This window comes from Chromohalobacter sp. HP20-39, assembly GCF_033052815.1.
Taxonomy (GTDB): domain Bacteria; phylum Pseudomonadota; class Gammaproteobacteria; order Pseudomonadales; family Halomonadaceae; genus Chromohalobacter.
The window spans coordinates 86,302-103,835 of the sequence record NZ_JAWHTP010000010.1; the positions used below are offsets into that span (position 1 = coordinate 86,302).

The following is a 17,534-nucleotide window of genomic DNA, read 5'->3' on the forward strand; positions in this document are numbered from 1 at the left end:
TTTTGCTGAAAGGAGTTTTCGTGGCCGTACCCGTCGTCGACCCCGAACGTTATGAGTCTCAGCTCGAGGCCAAGCGCGAGCGCATCACGGCGCAATTCGCGCGCTTCTCCCCACCGCCGCTGGAGGTGTTTCCCTCGCCGCCGAGTCATTATCGGCAACGCTGCGAATTTCGTATCTGGCATGACGGCGACGATCTTTTCTATGCCATGTTCGAGGTCGACCCTGCCGATCCCAAGCGCAAGGAGATCGTGCGTCTGGATGAATACCCGGTGGCCGGAGAGCGCATCAACGCGCTCATGCCCGCCTTGCGTGACGCGCTTTTGGCAAGCGATACCCTGCGGCGCAAGTTGTTCCAGGTCGAGTTCTTGACCACGCTGAGTGGCGAGGCATTGGTGACCTTGATCTATCACCGCCAACTCGACGAGGCTTGGGAGCGAGAGGCACGAGCGTTACAGGAAGCTCTGAACGTCTCGATCATCGGACGAGCGCGCAAGCAGCGTCTGGTGCTCGAGCGCGATCATGTCTGGGAGCGGCTGAATGTCGAAGGCCACGAATTCGTCTATCAACAGGTCGAGAACAGCTTCACTCAGCCCAATGCGGCGATTTGCCGGTCGATGCTAGGGTGGGCGCGGGACGTGACTCGCGAAAGCTGCGATGGCGATCTGGTGGAGTTCTATTGCGGCAATGGCAACTTCACGATTGCGCTGGCCGAGAACTTCCGCCGCGTGGTGGCCACTGAAATTTCGCGGACCTCGGTGGCCTCGGCCAACGTCAATCTCGAGGCCAATGGCGTGGCCAACGCCGTGGTGGCGCGGATGTCCGCAGAGGAGTTCAGCGCAGCCCTGGCCGGCGAGAAAAGCGGACGGCGCGTGGCGGAGATGGCGCTCGATGAGCATGCCTTTACCACGGCGCTGGTCGATCCGCCGCGGGTCGGGCTCGATGCGCATAGCTGCGAGCAACTCAAAGCCTATTCACGTATCGTCTATATTTCCTGTAACCCGAACACGCTCGAGGCGAATCTCGACGCGTTGAGCGCCACGCATGTCGTGACCCGTTTCGCACTGTTCGATCAGTTTCCGTATACCGATCATTGCGAATGTGGCGTGCTGCTGGAACGCCGGGAAGCGCCAGCGCACGCGTGATACGGCCCATGCATAACCGGCATATGCCATGAGGGTGCGTCACATGGGTGGGGCTTGACGCGCGAGGGGAGTAAGCTCGTGTCACCGTGGTGGTGCACGCGATACGCGTGCGTGCCGCCGAAGGATCATTCATCGGTCGCCATGAAGGGTGGCCGGTCGTAGCCGAGGTGCTTGATGCAACACGTCGCGATCGAGGGCAAGGAAGACTTTCTCGCCCAGCTCAAGGAACAACTGGCCAAGCGGCTGCCGCAGGAAAAAGTGGAGCAGATTACCGCCTTCGCCGAGGACCTGTATGCCTCGGCGCCGTTCGAGGAAGCGGCCGAGCGCGGCCTGGATGATATCTACGGCGCCACGTTGTCAGCGTGGCACTTCATGCAGACGCATGATCCCAGCGAGGCCAAGGTGCGCGTCTTCAACGCCGACTTCGAGGAACATGGCTGGCAGTCGCCGCATACCGTTGTGGCTGTGTTGCACGAAGACATGCCGTTTCTCGTCGACTCGGTGCGTATCGAGCTCAATCGCCGCGGGCTGACCGTGCATGCGATCCATAATTCCGTGCTGGCGGTGGAGCGCGATGCCAAGCATCACCTCAAGCGTGTGACGTCGACTCAGGCCAAGAACGCGCCGAAAGCGCGTGAGTCGATCATCCTGGTCGAGGTCGACCGCCATTCCGACACTGCGACCCTGGATGATCTGCACGCTAGCCTCGAAGAAATACTGCGCGACGTGCGCGCAGCGGTGACAGATTTCGATCCCATGCGCGATCGGGTGCGCCAGGCGATCAAGGAACTCAAGGCGCAGCGCCCGAAGCAGGTCAAGGCCGATGACCATAAAGAGGCCATCGCCTTCCTCGAATGGCTACTCGACGATCATTTCACCTTCCTGGGCTATGACGAGTATGAGGTGCTTCAGGAGGAGGGCCAGGATCGACTGCGTCAGATACCCAATAGCGAACTGGGCGTGTTCAAGCTCGACCAGGCGCGTTATCGCGAGCGCATCAGTACCGACGAAGGCGTCGAGGACGATCAGTACGTGCTGGTGCCGGAACTTCTGTCTTTCGCCAAGAGCGCCTATCATGCTCGCGTGCATCGCCCTGCCTATCCGGATTACATCTCCATCGACCGTTATGACGAAGACGGTCGAGTAATCGGCGAGCGGCGCTTTCTGGGGCTCTATACCTCGACGGTCTACAATGAATCGCCGCGCAACGTGCCGGTGCTGCGCAAGAAGATCGACGCCGTCATCAAGGCCGCGGGCGTCAATCCCAAAGGCCACAATGGCAAGCAACTGACGCAGATTCTCGAGGTCTATCCGCGTGACGATCTGTTCCAGATCGATACCGAGGAACTGGCGCAGACTGCTTTTGGCATTCTCAATATCCGTGAACGGCGCAAGGTGCGCCTGTTCATTCGCGAGGACCGCTTCGGCAAATTCTATTCGTGCCTGGCGTTCGTACCGCGCGATGTATTCTCCACCGAATTGCGCGTACGCATCCAGAATCTGCTCTGCGAAGAGCTCGACGCCACCTTTGGCGATTTCAATACGTATCTGTCCGAGTCGGTGCTGGCGCGGATCCAGTTTATTCTGCGTTTCAATGGCGAGCGCCCGGCCGAATACGACATACGACGCCTGGAGAAGAAGATCGCGGCGCTCTCGCGTAGCTGGCGGGACGATCTTCACGCGGCCATGGTCGAGGGCTACGGCGAGGAACAGGCTAACCGCCTGATGCAGGATTATCGCGAGGCGTTTCCCAGCAGCTATCGCGAAGACTTCTCGGCTCGCACTGCCGTTTACGATATCCACCATCTCGGAGAATTGAACGGCGACGCGCCGATCAGCTTGAGCCTGTATCGGTTGGTCGAGGAGAACATCGACGGGGTCAACCTCAAGCTGTTCCATGCCGATCAACCCATCCCGCTCTCCGATGTGTTGCCGGTGCTCGAGAATCTAGGGCTCCGCGTGATCAGCGAACGCCCTTACAATGTCGAGTGTCCAGCCGGCGAGTACTGGATTCACGATTTTACGCTCGAGCACCGCGGCGACGGGGTCGTCAATCTGCAGGAAATGCGTGATGTCTTCATCGAAGCATTCACGCGCATCTGGATAGGCGATGCCGAAAGCGATGCCTTCAATCGGCTCGTGATTGGTGCCAATCTCGCGTGGCGCGAAGTGGCGGTGCTGCGCGCCTACGCGCGTTATCTCAAACAGTTGCGCTTCGGACTGTCGCAGGATTACATCGCCAATACCCTTGCCAGCCACCCGGAAATCACCCGCGAGCTGGTAACGCTGTTCGAACTGCGCTTCGATCCCGACGATACCGCGGGTGACAGCGAGATCGAGGCGTGCGTGGCGCGCATCGAGGCCCTGCTCGATGAGGTCGCCAGCCTCAATGATGATCTGTTGCTGCGTCGCTATATGGCACTGGTTCAGGCCACTCTGCGCACCAATTATTACCAGCGGCGCGAAGACGGCGAGGCCAAGGAGTACATCGCCCTCAAGCTCGAGCCGACGCAAGTGCCGGATATGCCTAAACCGCGGCCGATGTTCGAGATATTCGTCTACTCGCCGCGCGTCGAGGGTGTTCACCTGCGCAGCGGCAAGGTCGCGCGCGGCGGACTGCGCTGGTCCGATCGTCACGAGGACTTTCGCACCGAGATCCTGGGTCTGGCCAAGGCGCAGCAGGTCAAGAATGCCGTCATCGTGCCGGTAGGCGCCAAGGGCGGCTTCATCTGCAAGCGGATGCCTGAAGGCGCCGACCGTGACACGGTGCAGAAGGAGGGCATTGCCTGCTATCAGACCTTCATCCGCGCGCTTCTCGACGTGACCGATAACCTGGAAGGTGGTGAGACCGTGCCACCCGAGCGCGTGGTACGTCACGACGAGGACGATCCCTATCTGGTGGTAGCGGCCGACAAGGGCACCGCGACCTTCTCGGATATCGCCAACGCCATTTCGCTGGAATACGGTCATTGGCTGGGTGATGCCTTCGCTTCCGGGGGCGAGCATGGCTATGACCACAAGAAAATGGGAATTACCGCCAAGGGGGCTTGGGAATCGGTCAAGCGTCACTTCCGCGAAATGGGCCTCAATACTCAGGAAACGCCGTTCAGCGTGGTGGGTATCGGCGACATGGCGGGCGACGTGTTCGGCAACGGCATGCTGTTGTCGGACAAGATCCGCCTCATCGCCGCCTTCAACCATCGGCATATCTTCGTCGACCCCGACCCGGATCCGGCGGCGTCGTTCAAGGAACGCAAGCGCATGTTCGAGCTGGCGCGCTCGAGCTGGGAGGATTACGACACCGCCTTGATCTCCGAGGGTGGTGGCGTGTTCTCGCGTGATGCCAAGTCCATCAACATCACGCCGCAAATGAAAAAGGCCTTCGGCATCAAGGCGGGCAAGTTGTCGCCCAACGAACTGATTCGCGCGATTCTTACCTCGCGTTGCGACCTGCTCTGGAATGGCGGCATCGGCACCTACGTCAAGGCGTCCGACGAGACGCATGCCGAGGTGGGCGATAAGGCCAACGATGCCTTGCGTGTCGATGGTCATGAATTGCGCTGCCGGGTGATCGGCGAAGGCGGCAATCTCGGCTTTACCCAGCTCGGGCGCATGGAAGCTGCAGAGCAGGGCGTACGCGTCACGACCGATTTCATCGATAATGCCGGTGGGGTCAACTGCTCAGACCATGAAGTCAATATCAAGATCCTGCTCGATGACATCGTCAAAGCCGGTGACATGACCGACAAGCAGCGCAATGAGTTGCTGGCGAGCATGACCGAGGAAGTGAGTGAATTAGTACTGCGCGATAACTATCGCCAGACTCAGGCACTCTCCTTGTCGGAGATTCTCAGTCAGCAGGGCATGGGCCCCTATCGGCGCTTCGTCAATGAACTGGAAGCTGCTGGCGGACTGGATCGCGAACTGGAATTTCTGCCCACCGACGAGATGTTGGTCGAACGCGGCAATATGGAAAAAGGCCTGACCCTGCCCGAGCTGTCGGTGCTGATCTCATATGCCAAGAGCGCGCTGAAGACCGATATGATCGCTTCCGACCTGCCGGATAATCCGCATGTCCAACGGCACATGGCGCGGGCCTTCCCGCAGACACTGGTCAAGCGCTTCCCGGACGAGATGTATCAGCATCGCTTGAAGCGCGAGATCACCGCGACGCAGATCGCCAACGACCTGGTCGATCATATGGGGGTCACTTTCGTGCGGCGTCTGCGTGACTCCACGGGGGCCTCACGAGCAGAAGTGGCTCGGGCTTACCTCATCGCGCGTGATTGCTTCAATCTCGAAGGCCTGTGGGAGCAGATCGAGGCGCTCGACTATCAGATCGACAGTCGCGTCCAGTACGGCATGATGCTCGATCTGATGCGGCTGCTGCGTCGGGGGACGCGCTGGTTCCTGCGTCATCGCGCCAACCAGAGCATCCAGGAGGCGGTGGAATACTTCGCGCCGCGTATCACGCAACTGCAAGAGGGCATCGGCAAGCGTCTGCGCGGCGAGGACCATGAAGTGTGGGACGCGCGTCGTGGCGAGCTGGAAAAAGCCGGCGTACCGACGTCCCTGGCGAGCATCGTCGCAGCAACCCACAGCCTGTATGCCGGGCTGGGCATCATCGAGGCGGCGCGTGCCACCGACGAGAAGATCCAGCGTGTCGCCGAGGTCTACTACGACATCGGCCATCGTCTGGAACTGCCGTGGATGAATGGCCAGATCAATGCGCTGGAGGTGCGCGACAGCTGGCAGGCGCAGGCGCGCGAGACGTTCCGCGACGACCTCGATCGCCAGCAACTGGCACTCACCGTCAGCGTGCTCAAGATGGATGGCGCACCACGTGAGGTGGAGCCCCGTGTCGAGCAATGGCTGGAGCGCCACGCGGGTCTGGTCGAGCGCTGGAGCGGCCTGCTCGACGAGGTGCGCTCGGGCACCCAAGGCGGCTTCCCGCTATTCGCAGTGGCCATTCGTGAACTGGTCGATCTCGCCGAGAGCAACGGCGAGGGATAAGTCATTCTACGCATACCACCTCGCGCTTCGTGCTCGGGGTGGTCTTTTTTCCTACCTAGTCGAATCCGTGAATGGAGCATTGGCGCGGAGGTCTCTGATATGCTGTGCTCCGACTCAGGTTCGAAGCCAAGTAGAGAAGCCCCATGAATTATCGCGTACTAACCTCAGTAGTCGTAGCCTTGGGATTGGCTGGAACGGCGTCGCCGGTCATGGCACAAAGCGCTGCGCTGCAGCAGGCGCAGGAGGCCGCCGGCAAGGTCGATCTGACCGATTTCTTTCAGTCGAGCTCCGATGCACATAGCCAGAGCTTTTTCTTCGGTGGGACACAGAAGCATCCCTTCACCGTTGAGCAGGCGGGGCGCTATCAATTCCAGACCTCGACGCTGCCGGGTGAGTCCGACGCGTATCGGGTCGAAGCGACCTTGCTCGACGCTCAAGGCAATGAAATCGCCTCAGGCAGTGGGCTTGGACAAAACGGTGGGTTGACGCTAAAACAGCGTCTGGAGCCTGGCGATTACGTGTTGCGAGTCTCCGGTCGGAAATTTGGATCGGCCATGTCGGGTGGCAACAGCTTTACCGTATCGGTTAGTGGCCTGGATGCCCAGGGCAATCAACTGACCAGTGAAGAAAGCGGTGTCGACAACGGTGGCGGCATCATGTTTGGTGGCCCTGGCGAGGACGGCCGTACGACGGCGTTCGTCGATGGTGACGACGAGGTGGCAGCGATTGCGGCACCTGACCGGAAGTCAGCCGATCAAGCCGCTTCCGACACGTCGGCATCGCAGGGCGCTCAAGCCGGCGTTTCGGCAAAGAGCAGTGCGCAGACGTCGAATGACGAGGTCGCTCAGCCCGATGCCTTCGACGAGATCGTGACCGACCTGGCCATTCGCGAGCAGGGCAAGGTGTTGAGTTTCGATGTGGTGGAAGCGGGCACAGTGTCGGTGACTAGCTCTACTTTCCCCGGCAACGAGGGCACCTACCGCCTTGAAGCGCGGATTCTCGACGCGAACGGCGATGTCGTGGCCAGCGACGAAGGCGAAGGCTTCGAAGGTGATTTCGATATCGAGACCACACTACAGCCGGGGCGCTACACCGTCTGGGTGAAAGGCCAGAAATTCGGTAGCGCGATGAGTGGCGTCAACAACTACACGCTACGCGTGCAGCAGCTCGATACTCAGCCGTAAGGCTTGGTAGTCGGAGACTGACGCACTTCGACGCGGGCCCCGCTTCGCCGTGCGCGAACGCGGGGCTCTGCGCTTTTGGGCGTGGCTACGCTATACTGCATGCCCATTTTACCTCTTGCCGCTCATTATATTGTCTGAGGATCCATGTACGCCCTGGCCCGTTCGTTGCTTTTTCGACTCGACCCTGAAACTGCCCACGGCGTTGCACTGACGTCACTCGATGCCGGTCATCGCCTGGGGCTGAGCAGGTGGATGAGCTCGCATGTCGAGGCACCCGTCACGCTGATGGGACTGACGTTTCCCAACCGCGTGGGGCTGGCGGCGGGGCTCGACAAGAATGCTGAGCACCTCGACGCGCTCGGGGCGCTGGGCTTCGGTTTCGTCGAAGTAGGCACGGTGACGCCCAAGCCGCAGCCGGGCAACCCCAGGCCGCGCCTGTTCAGGCTGCCGGCGAAGGGGGCGATCATCAATCGAATGGGGTTCAACAATGCCGGCGTCGACGCACTTGTCGCCAATGTACGCAAGAGTCGCTACGACGGCGTGATCGGCATCAACATCGGCAAGAACCTGAATACGCCGGTCGAACGCGCGGTGGACGATTATCTGACGTGTCTGCGCAAGGTGCATGCGCATGCGCATTACGTCACGGTGAACCTGTCGTCACCGAACACGCCGGGACTTCGCAACTTACAGTTCGGCGAGCACCTGGAGGCGTTACTGGGCACGCTGGTCGAGGAAAAGCATCGCCTCGACGATGCTAATGGCCAGCGCGTGCCTCTGGCCGTGAAGATCGCGCCCGACATGAGTGACGACGACGTCGCGCTCGTTGCACAGGCGCTGGCGGCCAATGCTGTCGATGCGGTCATTGCCACTAATACCACCGTGTCACGCGAGGCGGTGGCGGGACTCGTGCACGCCGAGGAGCAGGGGGGGCTTTCCGGACGCCCGGTGTTCGAGTCTTCCAATCGGGTGATTCATGAGTTGCGCCGTCATCTACCGACGCTGCCGATCATTGGCGTCGGCGGTATCGATAGCGGGCATGCGGCGCGTGCCAAGTGCGATGCGGGGGCCGATCTCGTGCAGCTGTATACTGGCTTCATCTATCGGGGGCCGGCGCTGGTAGGCGAATGCGCTGGGGCGCTGGCGTAGCGTGCTTTGACATAAGTAGCGTGCTTTGAAATAAAAAGGCCCGCGAAGCGGGCCTTGTCATGGACCTGTCAATGGGGCGTCGATCCAGGTGCCACGAAGGGTTCTACCATCACAGTACCATGGGGTTTCGATGGATGCCGGAAATCCCCGTCATGCCGGCCCATTGGTCCCCACGACCTTCACGCCAACCGCTCATCCAGTATTCACGGAGGTTGATGTCTTGGCTGGGGCAGTCATCGCGAGAGCGCCCCGTCATGCCAGCTTTATATCCGTGTACATATGCACGCTGAAAGCGATCACGTTTCTGTCGTTTCATCGGATGGCCTCTTATCAAGAACCGATTGTTGAGATCTGACAGCACATGCCGACAATGGGGCACCCATCACCGCCATGAACCGGAACGTCCGGACACGAAACGCATGCGTTTTCAGTAGCTACTACCTTTAATGTTTAGTGCTTTGACGCGGATTTGTCGACCAGCGATTTGGCATAAGCCAAACGTTCCATGTAAACCACAGGAATATGACCGGTGCGTGGCGCCGGGATGACGACTTTATGACCGATGTACAACCCCCATCCTTGACGCTTTACGTCACCTCTCCCCGAGGCCTCGAGGACTTGCTGGCCGACGAACTCGCGGGCTTCGGTGCGGAGGTGACCGGCACCACCGTGGCGGGTGTCCACGTTCAGGCCGATGTCGCGATGGCCTATCGCATCTGCCTGTGGTCGCGTCTGGCGAATCGTGTGGTGCTATGTCTTCTGCGCGAACAGGATGTAGAACGCCCGGAGGCACTGGTCGAGGCTGCCCGCCGGGTCGACTGGCGCGCACATCTGCGTGCTGGAAGCAGCTTGGCCGTGGATTTTCATGGCCAATCCGAACACATCCGTCACACGCGCTTTGGGGCCCAGAGCGTTAAGGATGGCATCGTCGATTCGATGCGGGCGGCTGGCCACGAGCGCCCAGTGATCGAGCTCAAAAGCCCCGATATGCGTATCTACGCGCATCTGCATCGTGGGCGCTTGCTGCTGGGCCTTGACCTGGTCGGCGGCAGCATGCATCAGCGGGGCTATCGCCGCGATGCAGGCCACGCACCGCTCAAGGAAAATCTCGCCGCCGCCTTGTTGATGCGTGCCGACTGGCCGGCACGGGCACGGCGTGGTGAGCCCCTGGTTGATCCCATGTGCGGGGCGGGCACGTTGCTCATCGAGGCAGCCTTGATGGCGGCGGACATTGCCCCCCAACTGGCGCGGCACTATTTCGCCTTCGAGGCTTGGGCGGGCCACGACCCCGGCGTGTGGCAGGAGCTCAAGCGCGAGGCGCAGGCCCGTGCCAGTGTGGGGCGACGCCGTGTGAAGTCAACGCTGTTCGGTCGCGACCAGAGCCCGCCGGCCATCGCTGCGGCCAAGGCCAACGCCATGCGTGCGGGGATTCCTGCCTTGATCGAGCTGAAAGGGGCCGAGGTGGCACAACTGACGCGTCCTGAAGGCATCGACGGGCCGGGGTTGGTCATCACCAATCCACCGTATGGCGAACGCCTGGGTGAATTGCCCGAGGTGGTGCCTATTTACACCGCCCTCGGCGAGCGTTTGCGCGCCGAGTTCGAGGGCTGGCAACTGGCGCTGTTCACCGGCAACCCCGACTTGGGCCACCGCACCGGGCTGCGGGCTACCAAGCAGTATGCGTTCAAGAACGGGCCGCTGGATTGCAAGTTGCTGCTGATCCCGGTCGTGGCGGAGAGTACCTCGCGTGGGGCTTTTGGTAAGGACTCGGTCGAGAGCGACTCGGCAGGCGAAAAGGGCGCTCAGGAGGCGTCGGGCGCGCCGCGCAACGAGGGCGCGCAGATGTTCGCCAACCGACTGCAGAAGAACCGCAAGCGGCTGAAGAAGTGGCTCAAACAGTCCGGCGAGAGCTGCTACCGGCTCTATGACGCGGATATGCCGGAATACGCCCTGGCGGTGGATGTCTACGGCGACCACGTACACGTGCAGGAATACGCGCCACCGCGCTCGGTAGACCCGCGCCAGGCGCAACGTCGCTTGTTCGATGCCTTGGAGGTCATCCCCCAGGTGCTCGGCGTGCGCCCCGAGGACGTTCACTATAAACAGCGCACGCGACAATCGGGCAAGGCGCAGTACGCCAAGCAGGGCGCCAGCGGCGAACGTTTCGAGGTCAGCGAAGGGCCGGCGCGGTTGTGGGTCAATCTGCGTGACTACCTGGATACTGGTTTGTTTTTGGACCATCGCCCCGTGCGCCGAATGCTGCGCGACATGGCGGATGGAAAGCGCTTTCTCAATCTTTTCTGCTACACGGGAACAGCGACGGTTCAGGCGGCATTGGGTGGGGCGAGTGATAGTGTCAGCGTCGATCTGTCCAACACCTACCTGACTTGGGCACGCGATAACTTCGCACTCAACCGCCTCGATCCCAGCCGGCATCGGGTGATCCGTGACGACTGCCTGCGTTGGCTGGAAACGGCGGGTAGTGAGTTCGACTTGATCTTCATGGACCCGCCGACGTTCTCCAATTCAAAGAAGATGGATGACGTGCTCGACGTGCAGCGCGATCACGCGCGGCTCATCGAGCTGGCGATGGCGCGCCTGGCACCAGGCGGCACGCTGGTGTTCTCCAACAACCAGCGGCGCTTCACGCTCGACGCCGCCATCGGCGAGCGTTTCGTGGTGGAGAATATCTCGGCGCGGACGTTCGATCCGGACTTCGCACGGCGCCCGGATCTGCATCATTGCTTCCTGATCCGACACCATTGAGGGTAGCGGGCCTATGATGAGGGCCTGGGGGTCAGAGGCCGTCGAGCAGTGACAACTGACGCATGGCTTCCTGGGCCTCGGGGCTCGAGTCGTCGCTGGCCTCGAAGACCTTGGCGAAGCCGCGCGAGGACTGGATATGCGCGACATCCTCGAGCCATGTCGTGGCCTGTGCATAGCTGTCGGCCAGTTGATGCTTGAGGCCGCCGAACTGGGTGCCGATCTGGCCCCAGGCGCGGCTGAATATCCAGTCACCGAACATATCCTGGTGGACATGCACGAGAACGTAGTCGTGTTCACTTTCCCAGCGGACGATCACGAGAACTCCTGGTGGCGCCGTTGTGGTTGGCAATGGGCTTGTGACGTGTCTTTCACGGGCCTACTATCGACATTCCCGGCGGGTATCGAATCCCCGGCGAGCGCCGTCTAAGGTGTAGCCGTAGACGAGCGAATGCGCCCCGCGCGTATTGTAACCGGCCGTCGGACGTGAACAAGGGAGAAAAGAGAAGGTCATGCGCATCCTGGTCGATGAAAACATCCCCCTGGCGGACGATTTCTTCGGGGAGCTAGGTGATATCACCCGCTTGCCCGGCCGCGATATCGACGCGGCGGCGGTCCGCGATCAGGACCTGCTGGTCGTGCGCTCGATTACACCGGTGAATGCGGCGCTGCTCGACGGCTCCCGCGTGCGCTTCGTCGGCACCTGTACCATCGGCACCGACCATGTGGATCTCGATTACCTGCGGGAGGCGGGCATCGGCTTCGCCAACGCCCCGGGTTGCAACGCCGACTCGGTGGTCGACTACGTGCTCTCGAGCCTGCTGCTGCTGGCCGAGGAAGATGGTTTTCATCTGGCTGGCAAAACCATCGGCATCGTCGGCGCCGGCAATGTGGGCAACCGACTGGCGGAGCGCCTCGACGATCTCGACGTGACGTGCCTGATCTGCGATCCGCCACGTGCCGAGGCGGAAGGCCGCGAAGACTTCCTGGCGCTGGATAGCCTGCTCGAGCGTGCCGATATCGTCTGCTTGCATACGCCACTGGTGTCGGATGGGGAGCATGCGACCCGGCATCTGCTGGATGCCGCGCGCATCAAGGCCTTGGCGCCGGGCACCGTACTGATCAACGCCGGACGTGGCGCCTGTCTCGATAATCAAGCGCTGCGTGAGCGTCTCGAACGTGTCAATGACTTGCGCGTAGTGCTCGACGTGTGGGAACACGAGCCGGGTATCGATCAGGGTCTCTACGACCTCGTGGATATCGCCACGCCGCATATCGCCGGGCACAGTATCGACGGCAAGATGCGTGGCACCGAGCTGGTCTATCAGGCGGCAATGCGCCATTTCGGCTTGCCGGCGCGCAAGAAGCTCGGCCAGCTCAAGCCGGACCCTTGGCTACGCAAGGTCGTCCTGACGCCTTGGGCGCCGCCGCTGGAGGCGTTGTCGCTATGTACGCGGGCCTGCTACGACGTGCGCCGCGACATGCTGGCGTTCGATCGCTACCGCCGACGCATGGGCATGGCGGCGGGCTTCGACGCCTACCGTGCCGAGTATCCGCTGCGCCGTGAGTTTTCCACCTTGCGTGTCGAGCTCAAGCAGAACAAGGGTGGCTTGCGCGATGCTCTCGAAGGCTTCGGTTTCAAGGTCAAGCTTTCCAACAAGTAGTAAGTGGAAGTAGCGTAGCCGTAGCAAGTGGCGTCATACGGTGCCCCTAGATGAAAACACCCACCGACCTGTTGATGAATTCAGGACCGGTGGGTGTTTTGCGTTGCGCGGTCACGTGCCGCGATTATTCGCGGTAAGCGCTTTCCTTGAGGGCGCGAATGCGATCATCCAGTGGCGGGTGGCTGGAGAAAAACCGCTCCATGATCTTGCGGGTCTGGCCGGAGGTGATGGCGAAGGCCGTCAGCGTATCCGGCATCTGGTCCTTCATCTGTGTTTCGGCCTTGAGGCGCCCCAGAGCATTGATCATTGCGCCGCTACCGGCGAGCTTGGCACCGGCGGCGTCGGCGCGGTATTCGCGGAAGCGCGAGAACCAGGCCACGATCATTGAAGCGAACAACCCGAAGACGATTTCGGCGACGATGACCACCGCAAAATAACCGAAGAAGCCCAGGCCGCCGCCGTCGTCGTCGCGGCGCAGGAAGCTATCCACCAGTTGCGCGACGATGCGCGCGAAGAACATCACGAAGGTGTTGAGCACGCCTTGAATGAGCGCCAACGTGACCATGTCGCCATTGGCAACGTGGCCGATTTCGTGCGCCAGCACCGCGCGAGTTTCCTCGGGGCGCATGCGCTCGAGCAGACCGGCGGATACCGCGACGAGGGCATTGTTCTTGTTCCAGCCCGTGGCGAAGGCGTTGGATTGCTGTGCGGGAAAGATCGCCACCTCGGGCATCTTGATGCCCGCATCACGAGCCAACTCGCGGACGGTGTCGAGTAGCCACTGCTCGGTTGCGTTGCTGGGCTGCTCGATGACCTTGGCCCGGGTGCTCTTCTTCGCCATCCATTTGGAGATGAACAGCGATACCAATGACCCGGCCATGCCGATCACGAAACAGAAGATCAACAGGCTATTCATGTTGAGCCCGTTGGCGTTGAGATAGGGTTCCACCCCGAGTATTCGCAGGGTGATACTGGCCACGATTACCACGGCCAGGTTGGTCGCCAGAAACAGCAGGATTCGCATCATCGATGGGTTCCCTCAGTCAGTGAGACAGCAATGGTCATGTCGATTCTTGTTGGCCATTAGATACGGCGTATTGCCTTGGGGTTCAAGACAAATATCGATAATCGTTGAAAATGCGATGATCCCTACCCGAACCGGGCATGGCTCGGGCGGGGGGGCGGATCATTGGCGGTAGCGCGAAAGGAAATTGGCGAAGCGGTCGAGGGCATCGTCGAGCTGGTCGGCCCAGGGCAGGGTGACGATGCGCACATGATCGGGGGTCGGCCAGTTGAAGGCCGTGCCCTGGACCAGCAGGATCTTCTCCTGCAGGAGCAAATCGAGCACCAACTTCTGATCGTCCTGAATGTTGAAGACCTCGGGGTCGAGACGCGGGAAGGCGTACAGCGCCCCCTTGGGCTTGACGCAACTGACGCCGGGAATGGCGTTGAGCTTGTCGTAGGTGATGTCGCGTTGGGCGAGCAGACGCCCACCGGGTAACACCAGGTCGTTGATCGACTGATAGCCGCCGAGCGCTGTCTGAATAGCGTGCTGCGCGGGCACATTGGCGCACAGGCGCATAGAGGCCAGCATGTTGAGCCCCTGAATGAAGTCGTCGGCGCGCTGCTTGCCGCGATTCCCCGAGAGAATCATCCAGCCGCTGCGAAACCCGGCGCAGCGATAACTCTTGGACAGTCCGTTGAGCGTCACCACGAGCTGGTCGTCGTCGGCCAGGGCGCCGGTGGAAACATGCTCGGCCTCGTCGTAGAGGATCTTGTCGTAGATCTCGTCGGAGAACACCACCAGGCCGTGGCGCCGCGCGATCGCCAGCAACTCCTTGACCACTTCCGGCGGATAGACCGCGCCGGTGGGGTTGTTGGGGTTGATGATGACGATGGCCTTGGTGCGCGCGGTGATCTTGTCGCGCACATCGTTCAAGTCCGGCGCCCAGTCGGCTTGTTCATCGCACAGATAATGCACCGGTCGCCCGCCGGAAAGGTTGGCCGATGCCGTCCACAATGGATAGTCGGGCGCGGGAATCAACACCTCATCGCCGTCGTCGAGCAGCGCCTGCATGGCCATGGCGATCAACTCGGAGACGCCGTTACCGACGAATACGTCTTCGACGCTGACATCAGGAATGCTCTTGCGCTGGCATTCCTGCATGATCGCCTTGCGCGCCGAATAAAGTCCCTTGGAATCGCAGTAGCCCTGGGCCGTCGGCAGGTTGCGCATCACATCCTGAAGTATTTCTTCAGGGGCTTCGAAACCGAAGGATGCGGGGTTGCCGATGTTGAGCTTGAGGATGCGCTGACCTTCGTCTTCGAGCCGCTTGGCGTGGTCGAGTACCGGGCCGCGAATGTCGTAACAGACGTTATCGAGCTTGTGCGATTTCCGAATGGGCGTGTCGGTATCCATGGGGCTTCCGTTTGCTGCGCAGCCGGTGGGGTGGAGGCGGTGTTTCCGTACCGTTCGGGGCGGGCTGCTGCGCCGCTTCCTAGCATACCGTGGCGCGCGGGCCACGCAAATGGCCCGCACCGGAATAGGCGATTGAAGTAGAAGGGTAAAAGCCTGGTTGTTTAGGCCGGGGAGGGTGACTCGTCCAGTGAGGGATCGCTTTCCTCGGGCACAGGGATGTCGTCCGGCGTCTCCAGCGTCAGACGCCCGAGCTTGCCGTCGCGCAGTTCGTGCAGTAACACTTCGGCGCCGCGATGCATGTCGACGACGCCTCCGGCGCGCAGGCCACCCCGCTTGGCGGCGATGGCTTCGACGATGGCCTGGCCATCGAAACCGGCCAGCGCCAGCAGGTCACGATGCGGCGGTCCATCGGCCTCGATGCTGCCGGCCTCCGGGTTGGGGGTGTAGGCAGGCAACGTTTTCAGCTTGTAACGCGCCTTGAGGGCCTCCGGGTAGCGCTTGGCCAACTCGGCGGCGGCGACGATGGCGACATCGCTGTATTCCATCGCGGTATCGCGGATCGCGCCGCTGGCCGCCAAGCGATAGGCGCTGGCCTGATCCTCGATCTTCGGCCAGAGCACACCGGGGGTGTCGATCAGCGCAACGCGACCATCAAGGCGTATCTTCTGCTGACGTTTGGTGACCGCCGGCTCGTTGCCGGTCTTGGCGAGCTTCTTGCCGGCCAGGCCGTTGATCAGCGTCGATTTGCCGACATTGGGAATGCCCATCACCATCACGCGCACGTCGCGGTCGGCGCGCACATGGCCGGCCAGCTCGTGACACAGCGCGGGGATGCGCTTCAACTCACGCGACTGGGTGGTAGTTACCGCCAGCGCGCGGATGTCGGGCTGAGCGTTGAAGTGTTCCACCCAGCGCTCGGTCTGCTCGGGGTCGGCGAGATCGGCGCGCGAGAGCACCTTGAGCACGGGTTTGTGCTCGGTCAACTCGGCCAGCATGGGGTTGGCGCTGGAGTAGGGTAGACGGGCATCGAGAACCTCGAGTACCACATCGATTTCCGGTAGCGCCTCCGTTATCTGACGGCGGGCTTTGTGCATGTGTCCGGGATACCAACCCAGCATCGTCTTTACTCCAGCTCGAACAAACGGCCGCCTATGGTAGCAGAGCGGCGGCCGTGACGAATCACTCTCCAGATGAACGCCTCCTGGATGAATGACTCATTCAGATGAATCACTCGCCGGGGTGAAAGTCGAGCGATACCGAGTTGATGCAATAACGCTGCCCGGTGGTCTCGTGTGGACCGTCGGGGAATACATGCCCAAGATGTGCGTCGCAGCGCCGGCACGTAACCTCGACGCGGCGCATACCATGCGTCGTGTCCAAGTGCTCCTCGACGGCGGCATCCGCGAGCGGGCGGTCGAAACTCGGCCAGCCACATCCGGAATCGAATTTATGCTCATTCTCGAAGAGTGGAGCGCCGCAACAGATGCAGTGGTAGATGCCTTGTTCGGCGGAGACCTGATGATCACCGGTGAAAGGTCGCTCGGTGCCTTTCTCACGCGTCACGCGATACTGCTCGGGCGTTAACTGCTGCTGCCACTCGTGTTCGCTTTTGTGCACTTTCTCGCTCATTGCCGCCTCCTGCGTTACGGGTACTGTGATGCGCCATGCTGAGGCCCTTGAATCGTTCTAAGGACGTGATGGGCCGGGCGCTACTTAGTTAACAATATGGGGATGAAGCGACCATGAGAAAAGGGCGCCGTGACAGAGGGTTGACACCTTTAGGGGGCCCCAGTAATATACGCCGCACCTCGACGAGGCGAGTGACGACACGTCCCATTCGTCTAGTGGCCTAGGACACTGCCCTTTCACGGCAGTAACAGGGGTTCGAACCCCCTATGGGACGCCAACTCACCTCGTGTGGCTGGAAATGCGGGAATAGCTCAGCGGTAGAGCATCGCCTTGCCAAGGCGAGGGTCGGGAGTTCGAATCTCCTTTCCCGCTCCAAAATGCGTCCCATTCGTCTAGCGGTCTAGGACACTGCCCTTTCACGGCAGTAACAGGGGTTCAAACCCCCTATGGGACGCCACTTCCAGTTTGTGGTCGCAGTAGCAGTATTGTTCGTGATGCGGGAATAGCTCAGCGGTAGAGCATCGCCTTGCCAAGGCGAGGGTCGGGAGTTCGAATCTCCTTTCCCGCTCCA

General features: G+C 61.2%; 12 protein-coding genes and 4 tRNA genes. 10 read left to right on the plus strand and 6 right to left on the minus strand.

The genetic code is table 11. The features are described 5' to 3' along the window. Nucleotides 1-20 precede the first annotated feature (20 nt). From trmA to RVY79_RS15455, 4 genes are all read left to right on the plus strand, one after another. The gene (gene trmA, locus RVY79_RS15440) at nt 21-1,142 is read left to right on the plus strand and encodes a tRNA (uridine(54)-C5)-methyltransferase TrmA (RefSeq protein WP_317465314.1); all 1,122 of its coding nucleotides are present in this window, start codon (nt 21-23) and stop codon (nt 1,140-1,142) included. A 174-nt stretch (nt 1,143-1,316) separates the two neighbouring features. Continuing rightward, nucleotides 1,317-6,155, plus strand: coding sequence for an NAD-glutamate dehydrogenase (locus RVY79_RS15445; protein ID WP_317465316.1), 4,839 nt, complete (start codon nt 1,317-1,319; stop codon nt 6,153-6,155). Nucleotides 6,156-6,298: 143 nt separating this feature from the next. Next, the gene (locus RVY79_RS15450; RefSeq protein WP_317465318.1) at nt 6,299-7,339 is read left to right on the plus strand and encodes a hypothetical protein; all 1,041 of its coding nucleotides are present in this window, start codon (nt 6,299-6,301) and stop codon (nt 7,337-7,339) included. A gap of 144 nt (nt 7,340-7,483) precedes the next feature. Continuing rightward, the gene (locus RVY79_RS15455) at nt 7,484-8,488 is read left to right on the plus strand and encodes a quinone-dependent dihydroorotate dehydrogenase (protein WP_317465320.1); all 1,005 of its coding nucleotides are present in this window, start codon (nt 7,484-7,486) and stop codon (nt 8,486-8,488) included. Between the two features lie 109 nt (nt 8,489-8,597). Here RVY79_RS15455 and rmf read toward each other — a convergent pair whose 3' ends face one another. Further along, nucleotides 8,598-8,804 carry a ribosome modulation factor gene (gene rmf, locus RVY79_RS15460; protein WP_040243900.1) on the minus strand — a complete coding sequence of 69 codons (207 nt, stop codon included), beginning with the start codon at nt 8,802-8,804 and terminating at the stop codon, nt 8,598-8,600. A gap of 239 nt (nt 8,805-9,043) precedes the next feature. Between rmf and rlmKL the strand changes: the two genes are divergently transcribed. Beyond that, the gene (rlmKL, locus tag RVY79_RS15465) at nt 9,044-11,254 is read left to right on the plus strand and encodes a bifunctional 23S rRNA (guanine(2069)-N(7))-methyltransferase RlmK/23S rRNA (guanine(2445)-N(2))-methyltransferase RlmL (RefSeq protein ID WP_317465325.1); all 2,211 of its coding nucleotides are present in this window, start codon (nt 9,044-9,046) and stop codon (nt 11,252-11,254) included. Between the two features lie 31 nt (nt 11,255-11,285). Here rlmKL and RVY79_RS15470 read toward each other — a convergent pair whose 3' ends face one another. After that, nucleotides 11,286-11,570: a hypothetical protein gene (locus tag RVY79_RS15470; RefSeq protein ID WP_317465326.1), complete on the minus strand. Its 285-nt coding sequence runs from the start codon at nt 11,568-11,570 to the stop codon at nt 11,286-11,288. Nucleotides 11,571-11,763: 193 nt separating this feature from the next. Here RVY79_RS15470 and pdxB point away from each other — a divergent pair, with 193 nt between their 5' ends. Then, complete coding sequence (pdxB, locus tag RVY79_RS15475) at nt 11,764-12,915, plus strand: 4-phosphoerythronate dehydrogenase PdxB (RefSeq protein WP_317465327.1); 1,152 nt, start codon at nt 11,764-11,766, stop codon at nt 12,913-12,915. 124 nt (nt 12,916-13,039) lie between these two features. On the opposite strand, the gene htpX is transcribed toward pdxB, so the two are convergent. The 4 genes from htpX to msrB all read right to left on the minus strand — a co-directional run bounded on the left by htpX (nt 13,040) and on the right by msrB (nt 16,963). Next, nucleotides 13,040-13,942 (minus strand): protease HtpX, encoded by a 903-nt coding sequence (gene htpX / locus RVY79_RS15480; RefSeq protein WP_317465328.1) that lies wholly within the window; start codon nt 13,940-13,942, stop codon nt 13,040-13,042. 159 nt (nt 13,943-14,101) lie between these two features. After that, nucleotides 14,102-15,334, minus strand: coding sequence for a pyridoxal phosphate-dependent aminotransferase (locus tag RVY79_RS15485; protein WP_317465329.1), 1,233 nt, complete (start codon nt 15,332-15,334; stop codon nt 14,102-14,104). Nucleotides 15,335-15,495: 161 nt separating this feature from the next. Continuing rightward, nucleotides 15,496-16,452 carry a ribosome biogenesis GTPase YlqF gene (gene ylqF / locus RVY79_RS15490; RefSeq protein ID WP_317465331.1) on the minus strand — a complete coding sequence of 319 codons (957 nt, stop codon included), beginning with the start codon at nt 16,450-16,452 and terminating at the stop codon, nt 15,496-15,498. A gap of 109 nt (nt 16,453-16,561) precedes the next feature. Then, complete coding sequence (gene msrB, locus RVY79_RS15495; RefSeq protein ID WP_317465332.1) at nt 16,562-16,963, minus strand: peptide-methionine (R)-S-oxide reductase MsrB; 402 nt, start codon at nt 16,961-16,963, stop codon at nt 16,562-16,564. Between the two features lie 201 nt (nt 16,964-17,164). On the opposite strand from msrB, the gene RVY79_RS15500 reads away from it, so the two are divergent. From RVY79_RS15500 to RVY79_RS15515, 4 genes are all read left to right on the plus strand, one after another. Continuing rightward, a tRNA-Glu gene (locus RVY79_RS15500) sits at nt 17,165-17,240 on the plus strand. Nucleotides 17,241-17,263: 23 nt separating this feature from the next. Then, nucleotides 17,264-17,338, plus strand: a tRNA-Gly gene (locus RVY79_RS15505). Nucleotides 17,339-17,344: 6 nt separating this feature from the next. Further along, a tRNA-Glu gene (locus tag RVY79_RS15510) sits at nt 17,345-17,420 on the plus strand. A 39-nt stretch (nt 17,421-17,459) separates the two neighbouring features. Beyond that, nucleotides 17,460-17,534, plus strand: a tRNA-Gly gene (locus RVY79_RS15515).